Below are 14899 nucleotides of genomic sequence, written 5' to 3'. Positions count from 1 at the left end.
ACGGGAATCGGATAGCGAGGGGGCCTCTCTCCGTGAGAGCGCAGCGTCTGAGTGGCGACACTATCCAGAGTCTCGGAAATTCTGCGTATTAGTTGGAAAAGGAATAAGAACCGCCGTTCAGAAAGCGATCTGAAGCGGATTCTGTTTATCGATTCGGTTGATACCGCGCATTACAGGCCCGCTATACCCGATGTAGTCTCAACTTCCGCATGCATGGTTTTCATATAGCGTCATGAGGTTTATAGATTCTGCAGATGCTAGATATCGACCAGTATGGGTCTCTACAGTCGGTATTTCGAGATCCGTCGCCAAATTATGGTTGCTCGTGATTACTCCAATAATCACGACCACTTTGAAGTACCCCGCCGCCGTCGGTGAAGCACGAACTGTGGAACCGCACGAAGAAGGCCTCGAACCCGGGGAAAAGCCGGTGAACACCGCCATCCTCCAGTCCGTGTCGAGAGCCTTGTCGATAAGACCTAATAGCTTCTAATACAAACCAATACTCAAGATGCCCATCTCGAAAGACGAGTTCCGCTCTATCGACGAGGACGGCCCCTCGCTTCCCGATCTGGCGCCGGACACCACACAGGGTGCGGTGTATCGCTTCCTTCTCGACCACGCTGACCAGGCGTTTCGCCAGCGGGAGATCGTCGACGCCGTCGACGTACCCGAAGGGAGCGTCGGCCCCACGCTGAAGCGCCTTGAGGAACACGGCCTCGTCGAACACCGCGACCGGTTCTGGACGATCGCCGACGCCGAGCACGCGGTCGCGTCGGCAGGGCTTCACGGCGCCGCCACAGCCGACGACATCGACGGCGGGTTCTCCGACGACGACGTCGAGGCCTGGATGGAGACCGCGGTCGACCCCATCGACTCAAAAACCGACCAGGCCGACGAGGAGTCGTGATCCCGGATGGCTGACCGCGGAACTGTCGTCTGGGCTCCTGATCCGTTCAAAACGGATGGTGGGAACCCCCGGCCGTGGCTGGTTGTTTCCGGCGAGCGGATGCCCTATCCCGACGAGGAGTCGATCGCCGTCGCGTTTACGACGCAATCCCACCACGCCGGCAGCTTCGCCGTACCGAGCGAAGCGTGGGTTCGGGGCGAACCGGGTCAGCAGAGCTACGTCCTCCCCTGGACGCTCGCCACACTGAAAGACGACCTCCACGTCGTCGGCCGGCAGGGCTCGGTCACCGATGAGTTCACCGACCAGGTTACGACGGCCACGATTTCCTACCTGGACAATTCGGAGGATTTTGACTCCGCATGATCGACGACACCACCGGCCAAGAGCCCGCAGCACGGCGGTTGCGGAGTTCCTTCGACCGCTATCTTCAGGACAAGGGCAAGGGTCGCGGCGGCGAGGGCGGGAACTACCGTCGGAACGCTGCCCGCGAGCTCGAACGATTTGCGGAGTGGGCCGCCGGCGAGCGCGGCGACGACGATTGGACTGGAATCACTCCCGAGGAGGCTGACCACGATCCGACCTTCGAGGACCTCGACGAGCGAGTCTTCCGCGAGTACGCTCGGCACCTTTCTGGTGACCGAGGACTCAAGCAGAACACGGTCCAGACCTACTACGCCTACATCTCGGCGTGGTGTGGCTGGTGTGTCAACGAGGGGTATCTCGAAGCGCACTACGCCCAGCGGGCGAGCGCGACCGCGCCGCTCCCCGACGACGACGGACGGAAGCCCGGTGACCAGCAGGCCTGGACGCCAGAGCAACGCCACGCGCTCACCCGACACGTCGACGAGCAGGCGCGTGAGGCCATCGAGGCATACACCACCCTCCCCGATGACGTGGATTCACTCGATAAGCAACGAGCCCGGTACGCGGCGCTGAAGGCGGCTCGCGACCGGGCGCTCGTGGTCATCCTCGCGTACACAGCTGTCCGTGTGGGAGAACTCCTCCGTGATTCTGACGACCCGCGACGCCGTGGCGTCCGATGGGAAGACATCTCTCTTGAAGACGGAAGCATGGACGTCTATCGCAAGAAGCAGCAGTGGGACGCTGCCTCCCTTCCCGATCCCGTTATCTCCCCGTTGCGGAGCTACCGGAAACTGATGGACCCGCCGACGGAACGGTGGCCTGTATTCCCGACACTCGATCAGCGGACGCTCGCAGAGTTCGTACAGGAGGAGTTAGCCGACCGGGGAGAGCCATCGGAGGCAATTGACGAGCGACGTGGGGAGTACGCTCGCGACCTGCTGCTGGCGCTGGACGAGGACATCCGCCCGCCGTCGATTACGACGGATGGTGCCCGCTCGATTCTCCAACGACTCTCGACGGCCGCGGAGATCGACATCGATCATCCGAAGCACGACTATCTCGCACCACACGGCGGTCGCCGGGGGATGGGCGAGGTTCTCGTCCGGGCATTTGGATATACTGTGGCTGCCCGTTACCTCGACAACTCGGAGGAGATGGTCCGGGAGCGGTACTCGCATATCGAGGCTGGTGAGTTGGGTGATGTGGCTACTGAAGCTCTCGAAGAAATCGATAGTGTACCGCAGTAACTTATTTCGAGTGAGAGAGGCAGACCGTCGCGTTCACACCGCTTCGACGGTGAACAACGAGTCGTCCTCAAGGACGACTTGTACGCGACGATGCCAGGCCTCTGCGAAGGCCTCCCGTTGCTTCTCGCTTGCGGACCCCTCTAGAATCCCCTGGAGGTTCCCGATTGCGGGTCCACCGTCAGGAACGTCGCTGACGTGGTAGGTCACTTCGACGGTCTCGTCCGTGTCGGTTCGCCGGAACCGGAACGTCGGCTCCGCCGTGTCCGGGTCGAACGCGTCGAAGACGAGGAGGTCGCGGCGGCCACCGTAGCCACCGGCGAGCCCGCTGAATCCGTCGTCTTCGGTCGCGCCAGTGACGTACGAGATGATGCGGCTCATCACGCCGTATTCAGCATCGTCCTGCGGGCCGGCCGCCTGCATCTCGATTTCGCTCCGGACTGGATAGTCGTCGGGATACAGGGCGTCGAGCCCCAACTGGACGATCCGGTAGGCGCCCGAGGCAGTCGGACAGGAGTGTCCCGCCTCTTTCACCGCGTCTCTATAGGTGATGACGAACGGGACGCCCGGTTCGAGGACGCCGAGGGCCTCCGCGACAGGGTCGCGAATTTCGATCGGATCCACATCGTAGTCTACCTTCCAATTGGTTCTAGCCTGGGTCTCGGCAGTCGCAGTCGAGTTCGATGTCATGAGTGGTGGTGATGATCGTATCTAGTGGTTAGTGGCGAAGCAGTCGCATCCCGTTGAGGATGACCGCGAGGACGCTGGCCTCGTGGACCAACATTCCCACGGCGAGGGTGACGTAGCTGGTGAGCACGCCCGCGAGCAGGACGGTCACGGTCAGCACTGCGAGCCCGACGTTCTCGAGGACGTTCCAGCGCGTCGCCTTGCTGAGTTTGACCGCGTACGGGATCCGTTCGAGGTCGTCGGCCATCAGCGCCATGTCCGCCGTCTCGATGGCGGTGTCCGTCCCGGCGGCACCCATCGCGATGCCGACGTCAGCGGTCGCCAGCGACGGCGCGTCGTTGATGCCGTCGCCGACCATCGCGACAACGTGTCCGTCGGCTTGGTAGGCTTCGATGACGGTCTGCTTGTCCTCGGGGAGGAGTTCGGCGCGGTACTCGTCGATGCCGACCTCCTCGGCAACGGCGGCGGCCGTCCGCTCGTTGTCGCCGGTGAGCATCACCGTCTCGATGCCAGTGTCTTGGAGCGCCGCGACGACCCTGGGAGCGGCCTCTCGGAGCTCGTCCCGCAGCGCGATTGCGCCGATGATGTCCCCGTCCCGAACGACGTGGACGACTGTCTCGCCGCGCCCTTCACGCTCGCGGACGTAGTCGGCGACCCGGCTGGGGACGTCAATGTCGCGGTCGTCCAGCAGTGCGCGGTTGCCGACAACGACTTCGTGGCCATCGGTATGGGCGATAACGCCCTTGCCAGCGACTACGTCGAAGTCATCCGGATCGGGGACCGACCTGCGCCCCGCGTCCGTATCGTCCGCTTGGGCGACCGTCGTTCCGCCGTCCGTCGCGGCGGTCGGATCCTCGCGGGCCGCGTCGACGATGGCGTCAGCGAGGTGGTGTTCGCTCTTCTTCTCGGCGGTCGCCGCGAGTGAGAGGACCTCGTCATCAGCAACGCCGAACCCCTCAACATCGGCGACGGTGGTCTCGCCCTTCGTGAGGGTGCCGGTCTTGTCGAAGGCGACAAGGTCGATCTTGCCGGCGCGTTCGAGGTGTTCGCCGCCCTTCATCAGCACGCCAGACCGAGCGGCGTTGCCGATGGCCGAGACGATGCTGACCGGTGGCCCGATGACCAGCGCGCCGGGACAGCCGATGACCAACAGGGTCAGCGACAGGATCGCGTTCTGCGTGACGGCGTACGCACCGATAGCGAGCACGATGACGGCCGGCGTGTAATACTTCGCGAACCGGTCGATGAGACTCCCGGTCGGCGACTGAGCCTCTTGGGCCTCCTCGACACGGCGGATGATCCGTTCGAGCGTCGTATCCGAGCCCGCACCCGTCGTTCGGATCTCCAGTGCGCCTTCTTGATTGACCGTCCCGGCGTAGACCTCGTCGCCGTCGGCCTTGTGGACGGGCGCGCTCTCGCCGGTGACTGGTGCTTGGTTGACGGCGCTCTCGCCGTCGACGACGGTGCCGTCAACCGGAATCTTCCCGCCCGGCTTTACGACGACGACTTCGCCCTCTTTGACCTCGTGGGCGGGGACTTCTTGGAGTTCCCCGTCGCGACGGACGGTCGCCGTGTCGGGCGTCATCTCCAACAGCTCCTGGAGGGCAGTCCGGGTCTTCCGCATCGTCCGTCCCTCGAGGTAGCTGCCGAGGCTGAACAGGAAGACGACGGCGGCGGCCTCCCAGTACTCCCCGATGATGATGGCCCCGATGGCGGCTAGCGTCACCAGCGTCTTGATGCCGAGCGTCCGGTTGGTGACCTCGTGGTAGGCGGTTTTGGCGATGTCGTAGCCACCCACGAGCGTCGCCAGGACGAGGATGGCGGCGCTGGCCGTATTAAAACTCGTGAGGTAGCCCAGACTCCAGCCACCGCCGTAGAGGAGACCGCTCGTCGCCGTGACGATGGCCTTCCGGTGTTTCCGGTAGTACTGCGTGATCGATTGTTTGTTCATGGTGTTAGGCGGGCTGGGGCGTGTACCCCTGGTTTTCAATGGTCTGTGCGAAGGTGTCGGGGTCAGCGACGCTGTCGTCGTACTCGATCTCGACGCGGCCGGTCGCGTAGTGGACTTCGACGTGCTGGACCCCGTCGACGTTCGACAGGGCGCGTTCGACGGTACTCGCGCAGGTCGGGCAGTCGAAGTCGAGGACGCGGAATTGGGTTGTGTCGCTCATTACAGTTTGAGGTAGTGCCCGTACCCCAATAAGTATTTTTTAGATGATATGTTTGAATACTTATACAGGTCGTTGGAACAGTCAAACGGGTCGTCTAGGGCTTTCGCTATCGCTGGTCCATCCTGTACTCGATACCTCGACAGACACCTACCCGACTCCTGCCCCGCTACCTTTTCCCGCGTGCTCACGCTCAGTTCTCGTATGAGTGATTTCGATACTGACCACCGTCTCGACGACATCGCGGTGCGAGACACTCGGGTTTCGGATGCCATCGACGAGCCGATGCGGGCGATGATCCTCGATATTCTGGCCGAGGAGGCCCTGACCGCGACCGAGGTCCACGAACGCCTCGACGTTCGCGGCGTCGACCGGACGGAGAACACGGTTCGCCACCACATCAACGAGCTCCGGGACGCCGGCCTCGTCGACGTCGTTCGGTTCGAGGAGGGTCGTGGTGGGACGACGAAGTACTACCACGCAAACACGATCGTTCTCTCGTACTCACTACCAGATTCGGCCGACGCCGCCGTCGAAGAGATGATCGACGCTGTCCAGCCCCAGATCACGGACGCGCTCACTACGCTCACCGACGAGTACGACGACGCTATTGAGGAGATCGTCGCGGATATGCAGCCCTGCGAGCACTGCCAGACCCAGAAGTACGAGACGTACGTTCTTCTGACCGTCCTGCGACGTGCGTTCGTTCGCGCCCACAGAAATTCCTGAGGGGGAACCACCCCTACGCTGGCAGGGTCTTAGAAGGAGAACCGATCACGCGCGGATTGCATCGCGAGGCGAGTCAGGAGTCGCGCAGGGCCACGCTTTGGGAGGTCCCGTACAGTCTCGATGCTGGTCGGCGGTTCACTACCACCAATGTCTAACTCCCAGCCTGTCTCGTCCATGAAGCGTTCGACAGCCTGATTTACTCGCTGTCGCACGTCGTCCGAGTCCATTGTCTCGGGCACACCATTCCGGAGGACGACGTCGCCGTCAACGATCACTGTCTCGACGTCGGCCGGGACCGCGTTGTTCACGACGTGTGCGGGAACGTTGGTCAGTGGCGTGAACTTCGGTTTGTCGACGTCGAGGAGGATAATATCCGCGCGCTTTCCCGCTTCGATACTGCCGATCTCGTCGCCCATCCCCAGCGCGCGTGCGCCCTCGATAGTGAGCATTCGTATCAGTTCCATCGAGTCGAACTGCCCGGCTGAACGCTTGAGATTTGCCGCCAGCCGAGCTTGCCGCGCTTCACCGAACATGCTGTACGAGTCGTGCCAGTAGTGGTCGTCAATCCCTACTCCGACGTCGACGCCGGCGGCTCGAAGCTCGGGAACGGGCGTCCACTGCGTCTCCCCGTCCGGATTCCAGTAACAGAAGACGGACGGGCAGTGCGCAACAGCCGCGTCCGCCTCGGCGGTTCGCTGGATGTCCTCTTCGTCGCCGAGGCGGAAGTGAGCAGCGACCAGTCGGTCGTCCAGGAGTCCAACGTCGTCGAGCAATCCTACCGAGTCCTCGCCACCGTTCGCTCGTGCCATCGTGTTACTCTCCTCGAGTTCGAGCAAGTGCGTGTGGACGAGCAGGTCCGGATACTCTGCGGCGAGGGATGCGGTCCGTTCCCACAGCTGCCGGGTACACGACCAGTCGTCGTGCGGGCAGATCGTCGCCCTGATTCGGCCGTCGTACGTGTCGTGGTACGTTTCGACGAACTCGCGAGCACGGGAGAACTGCTGATCGACTGGTTGGTCCCAGAAGAGGTCCGAGATCGCCGGGCCGAAAAATCCGCGGAGCCCTGCTTCCCCGAACGCCTCTGCACCTGCGGCAGGCCGTGCGTCCATCGAGTTCACGGTCGTGACACCGCCCAAGAGGAAATTGAGCGCTGCGAGCTCGACGCCTGCCTCGACGAGGTACTCGAATTCGCCGTTCCCTAATCTGTTAAACAAGGCCGTCCCACTCCCAAGCATCTCCGTCAGCTCGAGTTCGCTAAACGCACCGATGAGCGGTGTCATCTCCAAGTGCGTGTGGGCGTTCACCAACCCCGGCATCACCAGTTTCCCGTTCCCGTCGATAACGGTGGACGCTTCTAATTCTCCGTCTCCTGCACGTGATGGTCGGACTTCTTCGATACAGCCATCGGTGATGCATACTGTGCCGCGCTCGTACAGGCGGTTCCGCTCGTCGGCTGTGAGAACGAGTGCATCATGGATTGCCAGATCGACAGCCATCGTAAATTAGGAAGTGGATGTGACAGTTACCGTACTGGACAACCGAGCAGGCCGGCGAAGGCTGTTCTTCCAGGTGGTGTTCCCCTCATTTGGGATATCATCGGTCTCTACTGGTCCCATTAGCCTCTAATACGTCGGCGTGATTTAATCAGATTCCCCTTTTGAATCTGAAGTCGGATTCCGTGGAGCTTGTGGAGGTTTGCAATGTTTTCCCCTCTTCACGATAGATCATCTATGGCCGACGGTTACGATGCCATAGTACTGATACCCTCATAGGCAGTATATTCTAATCAAAACCGCAATAGATGATCCCTACAATGATACACCTATGCAGGCGACGATAATCGACGGAGTTCTTGAATCCCTTCGTATCGGTGTCGGATTTCTCTGGACGGCGGCGTGGGCGATCATCATGGGCCTCACGATTACGAGTCTCGTCCAGGTCTACGTCTCGAAGGAGCGGATGGCACAGGTGCTGGGTGAGGGCGATCTAACTGGACTTACCAAGGCGACTGTGTTCGGAGCAGCAAGCAGTGGCTGTAGTTTCGGCGCCGTCGCCATCGGGAAGGGCCTGTTCAAGAAGGGGGCGCACGCGGTGAACTTCCTCGCGTTCATGTTCGCGTCGACGAACCTCATCGTCGAACTAGGGCTGATGATTCTCATCCTGCTTGGCTGGGAGTTCCTCGTCGCGGAACTGCTCGGCGGCCTGATTCTCATCGCCGTCATGGCCGCCATCGTCCACCTCACGCTTCCCGAAAACCTGTTTAACGAAGTCCGCGAGAAGCTCAACGAGCGCGACCGCCAGGCGGGCGTCACGGAAGATCCCACCTGCGGGATGGAGGGGAAAGACGAGTACACGCTCACGACCGACGGCGGTGAGACGCTCAAATTCTGCTCGGAGGGCTGTATGGAGACCTATCGCCAGGAGACGTCGAGTAGCGGCGGGTGGCGTGACGAGTTGCTGTCGTGGGGTGGCTGGTACAAGGTCGGGAATCAGTACCGCAAGGAGTGGTCGATGATCTGGAAAGACATCGTCGCCGGCTTCCTTATTTCTGGGTTCGTCATCGTCTTCGTCCCGCAGTGGGTGTGGAACACGCTGTTCATTCAGGGCGACGGCCTGCTCGTGACTGCCGAGAACGCCGTCATGGGCGTCATCATCGCCGTCCTCAGTTTCGTCGGCAGTATGGGCAACGTCCCGTTCGCCGTCGCGCTCTGGGGTGGTGGCGTCAGCTTCGCCGGGATCATCGCGTTCGTCTACGCCGACCTCATCACCGTGCCCGTCCTGAACGTCTACCGGAAGTACTACGGCTGGAAGGTGATGCTGTACATCCTCGGCGTCTTCTTCGTCACGATGGCGTTCACCGGCTTCCTCATGGAGCTGCTGTTCGACGCGCTGGGTATCGTTCCAGATCTGGCGGGCGGCGAGACGGCGACTGAACAGACGTACTTCGAGCTCAACTACACGTTCTACCTCAATATTATCGCCTTTGCGCTCTCCGGGTTCCTTCTGTATGTCTACCGGCGGGGACTCGGCGCACCAGGTCAGTATCGAGATCCGGTGTGCGGGATGCGAACCGACGATGAGGGCCCGAGTGCGTCCCACGATGGGACGACGTACTATTTTTGCTCAAAGAAATGCAAGCGTACGTTCGAAGAAGAACCAACGGAATTTACTAATCAAAGCCCGCAAATATCGAGCCACGATCACGATCATGACCACTGATGATCGCACTGTGGTTCATCCGCTGTGATGGGGTTCATCATCACAGTTTCAATCCGCAATTGTCACACCTACTGCGCTCAAATAGACGGTATGAATAGTCAAATCCCGCAACTCGGGGCTGTCATATGAATCGCCGTCGAGCAGATACTGTCGTCGGTGTGCTTCTCGGGTTCGTTCTCCTGGCCGGCGGGGTACTCAGTTGGCGGGCCTATCAACAGCGTCGGGCTATCGAGCAATCGATGGGGTCAATGATGGGTTCATCTATGGGAACGATGCACGGCCCAGACCCCCTCTGGTACGTGGTTGGAACCCTGCTGGTTGCTGGCGTTATCGGTGGCGTCTATTACGTGGTCCGGGGAGAACTCACCGATCCAGAAGTGGCCGACACAACGGCGCCTGTCGATCCTGCACAGACATCGGCGGCAACAGCTACGTCGATGGATGATGACGCTGCACCGGCGACGTCTATCAATCCTGAATCGGACCCCCAAGCACGCGTTCTCGATCTCTTACCGGATGATGAACGACGCGTCCTCGAACCCGTCCTGAACTCCCCCGGAATCACGCAGATTGAACTTCGGGATCGATCTGAGTTCTCGAAGAGTAAAGTAAGCCAGACCGTGAATTCACTCGAGGAGCGAGGTCTGCTGTATCGGGAACGACAGGGTCGGACCTATCGTGTGTATCCGAGTGATGACCTTCGGCAGCAACAACCGGGAAAATAGTCGCTATCTATCGGGCGCTCTCCCTCTCGAATTCCGTAGGTATGAACGGTCTCCCTCGAGCAAAACGGTTAGAAGATGTTATAGACGTTCTCGAACGTTCTCCTGTATGGATTCACACCCATGTCGATAACTCCCGAGCAGGCCTACGAGTAACCGAGGAGAGAGACAATGACCAACTTCAAACTCGGCCGGTGGCTGCTCGTGGCGCTCGCGATTGTCGGACTCGCGTTCGCCGCACCGGCAGTCAGCGCACACGACAACGCAACGACCGCTGACGACGCGCCTACGGACAATGCCACCGCAGATGAATGGGCCACTTGGATGGAGGCACAGATGACCGAACACATGGGCCCGGGTAGCGTCGAGTGGATGGAGTCGCACATGGGTGTGACCGTCGACGAGATGGCCCAGGACATGGCTGACGGGGAATACCACGACGGGGCTGACGACGGCTACAACGGCGGGATGTACGGGCAGGGCCACTGCTGACGGCTCTGGCCGTTTCGATCGCTCCAATCGAACACCACAACTCACCAACGCAAGATAATGACGCAACTCACCACTCACATCGGACGCACTGCTCGGCGACTCGCGATCCTCGCCGTCCCGCTGCTAGTTGCGGCGACTGGACCGGCTGTTGCCCACGGTAGTGGGAGCTACGGCGGCGGCATGATGGGGGGCGGCTGGGGCCTCTTCGGTGGAGCGATGGGGCTCTGGGGGTTCCTCTGGATGGGGCTCCTCATCGCCGTTCCGCTCTACATTGTCTATGCGCTCCTCAATCGAGGCTCCGGTGGGAACGAAGAGCAGTCGCTGTCGGTTCTCCGTGAGCGCTACGCCCGCGGAGAGCTCTCGGATGACGAATTCGATCGGCGGCGAGAACAGCTCGAACGCACCGGATGACTGGAGCAGCTGCTGTTCCAGCCGATACATCATATTCCCAACGGCCGCCGTTGCGGCACCCAACCGTTAACCCCGTAGACGGGGTATGATACTTCATGGAATACACAATACAGACTTCAGTCACCGGTGAGTTCGACGACGTCGTCGACACGACGATTGCGGCGCTCAAAGACGAAGGATTCGGCGTCCTCTGTGACATCGACGTCCAAGCGACGCTCGAGGAGAAACTCGGCGAGGAGTTTCGACAGTACTGCATCCTCGGTGCGTGCAACCCGGGGCTGGCACACGAGGGCCTGAACGAAGAGATCGAACTCGGCGCACTCCTCCCGTGTAACGTCATTGTCTACGAAACCGACGGCGGCGAGGTCATGGTGAGTGCCGTCGACCCACAACAGCTCGTCGGCATCGCCGACAACGAGGCACTCGACTCGATCGCGAACGAGGTCCACGACCGGTTCGAACGCGTTCTCGCCAGCGTCGCGGACGAACTCGAATCATCGACCGAGATCTGAACCATGACATCATCAAACCAACTCGACACCACAACCATCGTCCTCCTCATCCTCGGGGCGATCATCGTCCTCCCCTTGCTCACGATGGGGATGGGATTCGGCGGGATGATGGGATACGGTGGAATGATGGGTGGATACGGGACGACCAGCGGCTGGTGGCCACTCGTCGGGATGCTCGTCCAGCTGGTCTTCCTCCTCCTCCTGCTCGGTGGCGGATATCTCGTCTTCCGTCGCGTGACGGCATCGCAGTCGTCGCGGAATCCCGCAATGGAGGAGCTGCGTATGGCATACGCCCGCGGAGATCTCACCGAGGAAGAGTTCGAGGCGCGTCGGAACAAGCTCGAACGCTCGGAGTGACGGTCCGACCACCAACCTCCGGCGTTACTCACGTCCGGCCCCTTGGAATCCGAAATCTGTGACCCTCACAGCTTTCGGATGTGAATAGAAGTGTGCTAAAAGCATAAGACCATACTAGCTACTATGACGGAAGTTATCCTGTTCACACAGGAGACTTGTGGAGCGTGCGCAACGCAGCGAGAGAAAAACGAGGGTATCGAAGATGCGTATCCGGATGTCGAGTTCCGGGAGGTCGACATCCAGACCGATCTGGAGACGGCCGAGGAGTACGGTGTCCGAAAGACGCCAACGACGCTCGTGTATGCAAACGGGGAACAGACGGCCGAGTTCATCGGCATCGTCGACCGGGACGAATTGGAGGCTGCCATCGAGAGCGCCGGCCAGCAATCGCCCGGACTCACGAACCGGCTCGCCAGCATCATCCGTGGATAACAGAAGCCAACCAGCTACAATGACAGACTACAGTAGACGCCAGTTCCTGGGAGCGCTCGGTGCTGGCACAGTCGCGAGTGCGGGATTCACCCAACCAGTCGCCGCACAGGAGACGCCCGTCGTGAAGATGGGCAACAACTACTTCGACCCGATCGGGCTCCACGTCGAACCTGGCACGACCGTCCGCTTCGAGATAGCAGCCGGAGCTCACTCGGCGACGGCCTATCCGGACCGCGTTCCCGCCGACGCCACCGCCTTCGACAGCGGGACCATCTCGCAGGGGAGCTTCGAGCACACGTTCGAGGTGCCCGGAACGTACGACTACTACTGCATCCCTCACAAGACGGTCGGCATGGTCGGTCGCATCGTCGTTGGTAGCCCTGGCGGTCCAGCTGAAGACAGCCCGATCCCGGACGGCGAGGTCCCAGACAGCGAAACGATCGTCCAGAACGGCGCCGTTGCCGTCGGCTCGGACGTCGACGGCAGTGGGAGTACCGATGGCGGAATGATGGGTCCAGGGATGATGCACGGCCGGAACGGTGGATGGTTCGGTGGGCTGCCGTTCGTCGGCGGGGCACTCGGGATGCTGGGGCTGGTCGGCGGCTTCCTCTACTGGGCAATGGGTCGAGGCGATGCACCTCCAGAGAGTGACGATTCCGCTATGGAAACCCTCCAACGTCGTTACGCACGAGGCGAGATCGACGAAGAAGAGTTCCAGAAGCGTCGTGAACGGTTGGAGACTGGGAGTGAAGACCCATCTCGGTAAGGCGCGGTGTCGTCGCCATTTCTACACGCCTGAGGTCCCTCGCTCAGGAGTCCTTCGAAGACCTGTTCCTACGCCGCGGCACTTCTCCGCGGAACGTAAGCCGCACTCATCGGTGCCCAGAGAACGAGGGACACAGCAGCAACCAGAGTCCACCGAACCGTTTGCCCGATCAGACGGTCGTAGTGAAATCCGAGTCAAACTATCCAATTGAGCGAAGCTGGATATAGTGCTGTTTGGGTCTTCTCCCCTACAGTTACCGGAGTAAGTAGTCTACTGGCCTGATCTTACTTCTCCTGTGTAATTCGGTAGTAGACGCCGATTGTGAGGACAGCTACGAGGAGGAGGTATCCAGTAGCCCACACCAATGAGAGAGTCGTATCTACGTCCGTTGTGAGTCCGGTATCGACCATCACACGGACGGGCCAATAGCCGGGGAGTAGTTTCATCCACCATTCGGGCTCGGACTGGATGAACAGCGGATCCTGGAAGAGTCCGATATCGAGCATCGGGAGAATCAGCATTAGCCACATCCCGGCTAGGCGGTCGAAAACGGCCCCGACGAGCATCCCGATGAGACCATACGTGACCGAGACGACGAGCATCGCTGCGACGAACCACCAGAGATGCTCAGGCTGGAAATCGACGAGCATCACGCCGACTGAGACGCCGGTAACGATGAGAGTGATTGCTGCGAGGACCCCAAACCGGGCAGTGATTACCTGTCGTGCACGATAGCCGGCGACTGCCAGACGACCGTCTGTGTCTTTGGCTTCTCGCATCAGGAACAACCCGGCGAGTCCCGCGATGAGGGCGCTCGTAATCGGCGTCATAATCACGCCGTGGACCTCAGGCATCCCTCGCATGACCGTCACCGTCTCACCGTCGACGAGCGTCCGAACCGGCATCTCGACGTCCTGGGTGACTGCGAACGCCAACGTGATGAACGAGACCGGTAGGACGACCAGTAGAGCGACGAGGACGTAGTTTCGCGCCTGTTCTTTGATGCCGATTGTGAACGCCGTTGTCGTACGACTCATGCGGACCACCCACCACTGGTGCGCATCGTCACTCCGAACACTGCGGTGACGAGTACAAGCAGGACTAGCAGGTATCCGGCGACGAAGCCGAGATCACCCGTCGTATATGTGCCTTGGAACATCGCCTCCTGAAGGAGTTCCTTTGGATGATAGAGCGGGAAGTATTCCACGAACTCGGGAACGTCGGCGGCCAGCGGACTGTCGCCACTGAGGAACGCATCCATCATTGCAAGGAACACCACGACGAGCGAGCCTTCGAACAGTCGTGGAAGGAGCGCCCCGACGAGTGCGCCAAGAAACGCATAGACGAGGCCGGCAAGTACGAGGAATACGAACGTCAGGACAGGGGCTCCCGGTGAAATCGTCAGCCAGAGAACGCCGTAGTTTACGGCAGCCACGACAACGGTCACTCCTCCGAGCGCCGCTAATCGAGTCGCAAGCAGTGTTCGGGGTGGATAGCCTGTCTGAACGAGTCGCCGATCGGCTGCACGCGCACTAATCATCTGCGCGAGTCCCATCAGGCCGGCAATGATGGCGACCCCGAATATCGCTCCGAGAAGGCGACCTATAGTAACCGTTAGAACTTTCTGCCCGCAGAGTGTTGTAGGAGATAATGGATCATCTCGACGAGATCTCTGTCGAGGAACTGCAAGATGCCCTTGACAACGTGGACGAGAAGAAGCCGACACAGCGACTCTTAGCGGCTATTGCGTACAAGAACGGTGTTACGCAGACCGAGCTAGCCGAGTGGTACGACGTGCAGCGGCGCACAATCTATAGCTGGCTCAAGCGACTCGACACTGACGAGTCGCTTGAGCAGGCTGTATCTGATGATAAACGAACTGGGAGA

The 14899-nt window shown here is 60.6% G+C and carries 19 protein-coding genes; 13 read left to right on the top strand and 6 right to left on the bottom strand.

Going from position 1 to position 14899, the window contains the following annotated elements:
• The first annotated feature begins 511 nt into the window (after positions 1-511).
• Genes BMX17_RS26780 through BMX17_RS23320 form a run of 3 tightly spaced genes read left to right on the top strand, consistent with a single transcriptional unit; the run spans position 512 to position 2520 of the window.
• Positions 512-910: a helix-turn-helix transcriptional regulator gene (locus tag BMX17_RS26780; RefSeq protein WP_211611447.1), complete on the top strand. Its 399-nt coding sequence runs from the start codon at positions 512-514 to the stop codon at positions 908-910.
• 6 nt (positions 911-916) lie between these two features.
• Complete coding sequence (locus BMX17_RS23325) at positions 917-1273, top strand: type II toxin-antitoxin system PemK/MazF family toxin (protein ID WP_211611446.1); 357 nt, start codon at positions 917-919, stop codon at positions 1271-1273.
• Positions 1270-2520, top strand: a complete 1251-nt coding sequence (locus BMX17_RS23320; RefSeq protein WP_092664592.1) for a phage integrase SAM-like domain-containing protein — start codon at positions 1270-1272, stop codon at positions 2518-2520. The genes BMX17_RS23325 and BMX17_RS23320 overlap by 4 nt, the downstream gene beginning before the upstream one ends.
• A gap of 33 nt (positions 2521-2553) precedes the next feature.
• On the opposite strand, the gene BMX17_RS23315 is transcribed toward BMX17_RS23320, so the two are convergent.
• From BMX17_RS23315 to BMX17_RS23305, 3 genes are read right to left on the bottom strand one after another with little or no spacing between them, the layout of a single operon-like run.
• Complete coding sequence (locus tag BMX17_RS23315) at positions 2554-3207, bottom strand: hypothetical protein (RefSeq protein WP_092664589.1); 654 nt, start codon at positions 3205-3207, stop codon at positions 2554-2556.
• A 28-nt stretch (positions 3208-3235) separates the two neighbouring features.
• Complete coding sequence (locus BMX17_RS23310; RefSeq protein WP_092664583.1) at positions 3236-5155, bottom strand: heavy metal translocating P-type ATPase; 1920 nt, start codon at positions 5153-5155, stop codon at positions 3236-3238.
• Positions 5156-5159: 4 nt separating this feature from the next.
• Positions 5160-5375, bottom strand: coding sequence for a heavy-metal-associated domain-containing protein (locus BMX17_RS23305; RefSeq protein WP_092664579.1), 216 nt, complete (start codon positions 5373-5375; stop codon positions 5160-5162).
• A 201-nt stretch (positions 5376-5576) separates the two neighbouring features.
• On the opposite strand from BMX17_RS23305, the gene BMX17_RS23300 reads away from it, so the two are divergent.
• Entirely contained in the window at positions 5577-6101 is a 525-nt protein-coding gene (locus BMX17_RS23300) for an ArsR/SmtB family transcription factor (protein WP_092664576.1), read from the top strand.
• Positions 6102-6130: 29 nt separating this feature from the next.
• On the opposite strand, the gene BMX17_RS23295 is transcribed toward BMX17_RS23300, so the two are convergent.
• Positions 6131-7597 (bottom strand): amidohydrolase family protein, encoded by a 1467-nt coding sequence (locus BMX17_RS23295; RefSeq protein WP_011222406.1) that lies wholly within the window; start codon positions 7595-7597, stop codon positions 6131-6133.
• A gap of 328 nt (positions 7598-7925) precedes the next feature.
• Here BMX17_RS23295 and BMX17_RS23290 point away from each other — a divergent pair, with 328 nt between their 5' ends.
• From BMX17_RS23290 to BMX17_RS23255, 8 genes are all read left to right on the top strand, one after another.
• On the top strand, positions 7926-9320 hold the full coding sequence (locus BMX17_RS23290; RefSeq protein ID WP_004594620.1) for a permease: 1395 nt from the start codon (positions 7926-7928) through the stop codon (positions 9318-9320).
• Between the two features lie 125 nt (positions 9321-9445).
• Positions 9446-10045 carry a helix-turn-helix transcriptional regulator gene (locus BMX17_RS23285; RefSeq protein ID WP_092664573.1) on the top strand — a complete coding sequence of 200 codons (600 nt, stop codon included), beginning with the start codon at positions 9446-9448 and terminating at the stop codon, positions 10043-10045.
• A gap of 168 nt (positions 10046-10213) precedes the next feature.
• Complete coding sequence (locus BMX17_RS23280; RefSeq protein WP_004594618.1) at positions 10214-10534, top strand: hypothetical protein; 321 nt, start codon at positions 10214-10216, stop codon at positions 10532-10534.
• Positions 10535-10591: 57 nt separating this feature from the next.
• Positions 10592-10945 carry an SHOCT domain-containing protein gene (locus tag BMX17_RS23275; RefSeq protein ID WP_004594617.1) on the top strand — a complete coding sequence of 118 codons (354 nt, stop codon included), beginning with the start codon at positions 10592-10594 and terminating at the stop codon, positions 10943-10945.
• Between the two features lie 95 nt (positions 10946-11040).
• Entirely contained in the window at positions 11041-11457 is a 417-nt protein-coding gene (locus BMX17_RS23270) for a DUF302 domain-containing protein (RefSeq protein WP_004594616.1), read from the top strand.
• A gap of 3 nt (positions 11458-11460) precedes the next feature.
• Entirely contained in the window at positions 11461-11814 is a 354-nt protein-coding gene (locus BMX17_RS23265; protein WP_004594615.1) for an SHOCT domain-containing protein, read from the top strand.
• 123 nt (positions 11815-11937) lie between these two features.
• The gene (locus tag BMX17_RS23260) at positions 11938-12246 is read left to right on the top strand and encodes a thioredoxin family protein (protein WP_004594614.1); all 309 of its coding nucleotides are present in this window, start codon (positions 11938-11940) and stop codon (positions 12244-12246) included.
• A 19-nt stretch (positions 12247-12265) separates the two neighbouring features.
• On the top strand, positions 12266-13012 hold the full coding sequence (locus BMX17_RS23255; protein WP_004594613.1) for a plastocyanin/azurin family copper-binding protein: 747 nt from the start codon (positions 12266-12268) through the stop codon (positions 13010-13012).
• 284 nt (positions 13013-13296) lie between these two features.
• On the opposite strand, the gene BMX17_RS23250 is transcribed toward BMX17_RS23255, so the two are convergent.
• Both BMX17_RS23250 and BMX17_RS23245 read right to left on the bottom strand, forming a co-directional pair.
• Positions 13297-14049: an ABC transporter permease gene (locus tag BMX17_RS23250; protein ID WP_004594612.1), complete on the bottom strand. Its 753-nt coding sequence runs from the start codon at positions 14047-14049 to the stop codon at positions 13297-13299.
• Positions 14046-14738 (bottom strand): ABC transporter permease, encoded by a 693-nt coding sequence (locus BMX17_RS23245; protein ID WP_280141435.1) that lies wholly within the window; start codon positions 14736-14738, stop codon positions 14046-14048. Before BMX17_RS23245 ends, BMX17_RS23250 begins: the two co-directional genes overlap by 4 nt.
• Between BMX17_RS23245 and BMX17_RS23240 the strand changes: the two genes are divergently transcribed.
• The coding region (locus BMX17_RS23240) for a helix-turn-helix domain-containing protein (protein ID WP_139203697.1) at positions 14663-14899 on the top strand (237 nt) is incomplete at its 3' end. The genes BMX17_RS23245 and BMX17_RS23240 overlap by 76 nt on opposite strands.

It is taken from the genome of Halorientalis persicus (assembly GCF_900110215.1).
GTDB lineage: Archaea > Halobacteriota > Halobacteria > Halobacteriales > Haloarculaceae > Halorientalis > Halorientalis persica.
This window is presented reverse-complemented; position numbering and strand designations above follow the sequence as displayed.

Coding starts and splice junctions, on each gene's coding strand:
- BMX17_RS23260 (WP_004594614.1), top strand. CDS start 11,938: ATGACGGAAGTTATCCTGTTCACACAGGAGACTTGTGGAGCGTGCGCA.
- BMX17_RS23270 (WP_004594616.1), top strand. CDS start 11,041: ATGGAATACACAATACAGACTTCAGTCACCGGTGAGTTCGACGACGTC.
- BMX17_RS26780 (WP_211611447.1), top strand. CDS start 512: ATGCCCATCTCGAAAGACGAGTTCCGCTCTATCGACGAGGACGGCCCC.
- BMX17_RS23300 (WP_092664576.1), top strand. CDS start 5,577: ATGAGTGATTTCGATACTGACCACCGTCTCGACGACATCGCGGTGCGA.
- BMX17_RS23285 (WP_092664573.1), top strand. CDS start 9,446: ATGAATCGCCGTCGAGCAGATACTGTCGTCGGTGTGCTTCTCGGGTTC.
- BMX17_RS23275 (WP_004594617.1), top strand. CDS start 10,592: ATGACGCAACTCACCACTCACATCGGACGCACTGCTCGGCGACTCGCG.
- BMX17_RS23310 (WP_092664583.1), bottom strand. CDS start 5,155: ATGAACAAACAATCGATCACGCAGTACTACCGGAAACACCGGAAGGCC.
- BMX17_RS23290 (WP_004594620.1), top strand. CDS start 7,926: ATGCAGGCGACGATAATCGACGGAGTTCTTGAATCCCTTCGTATCGGT.
- BMX17_RS23250 (WP_004594612.1), bottom strand. CDS start 14,049: ATGAGTCGTACGACAACGGCGTTCACAATCGGCATCAAAGAACAGGCG.
- BMX17_RS23265 (WP_004594615.1), top strand. CDS start 11,461: ATGACATCATCAAACCAACTCGACACCACAACCATCGTCCTCCTCATC.
- BMX17_RS23325 (WP_211611446.1), top strand. CDS start 917: ATGGCTGACCGCGGAACTGTCGTCTGGGCTCCTGATCCGTTCAAAACG.
- BMX17_RS23295 (WP_011222406.1), bottom strand. CDS start 7,597: ATGGCTGTCGATCTGGCAATCCATGATGCACTCGTTCTCACAGCCGAC.
- BMX17_RS23320 (WP_092664592.1), top strand. CDS start 1,270: ATGATCGACGACACCACCGGCCAAGAGCCCGCAGCACGGCGGTTGCGG.
- BMX17_RS23280 (WP_004594618.1), top strand. CDS start 10,214: ATGACCAACTTCAAACTCGGCCGGTGGCTGCTCGTGGCGCTCGCGATT.
- BMX17_RS23305 (WP_092664579.1), bottom strand. CDS start 5,375: ATGAGCGACACAACCCAATTCCGCGTCCTCGACTTCGACTGCCCGACC.
- BMX17_RS23315 (WP_092664589.1), bottom strand. CDS start 3,207: ATGACATCGAACTCGACTGCGACTGCCGAGACCCAGGCTAGAACCAAT.
- BMX17_RS23255 (WP_004594613.1), top strand. CDS start 12,266: ATGACAGACTACAGTAGACGCCAGTTCCTGGGAGCGCTCGGTGCTGGC.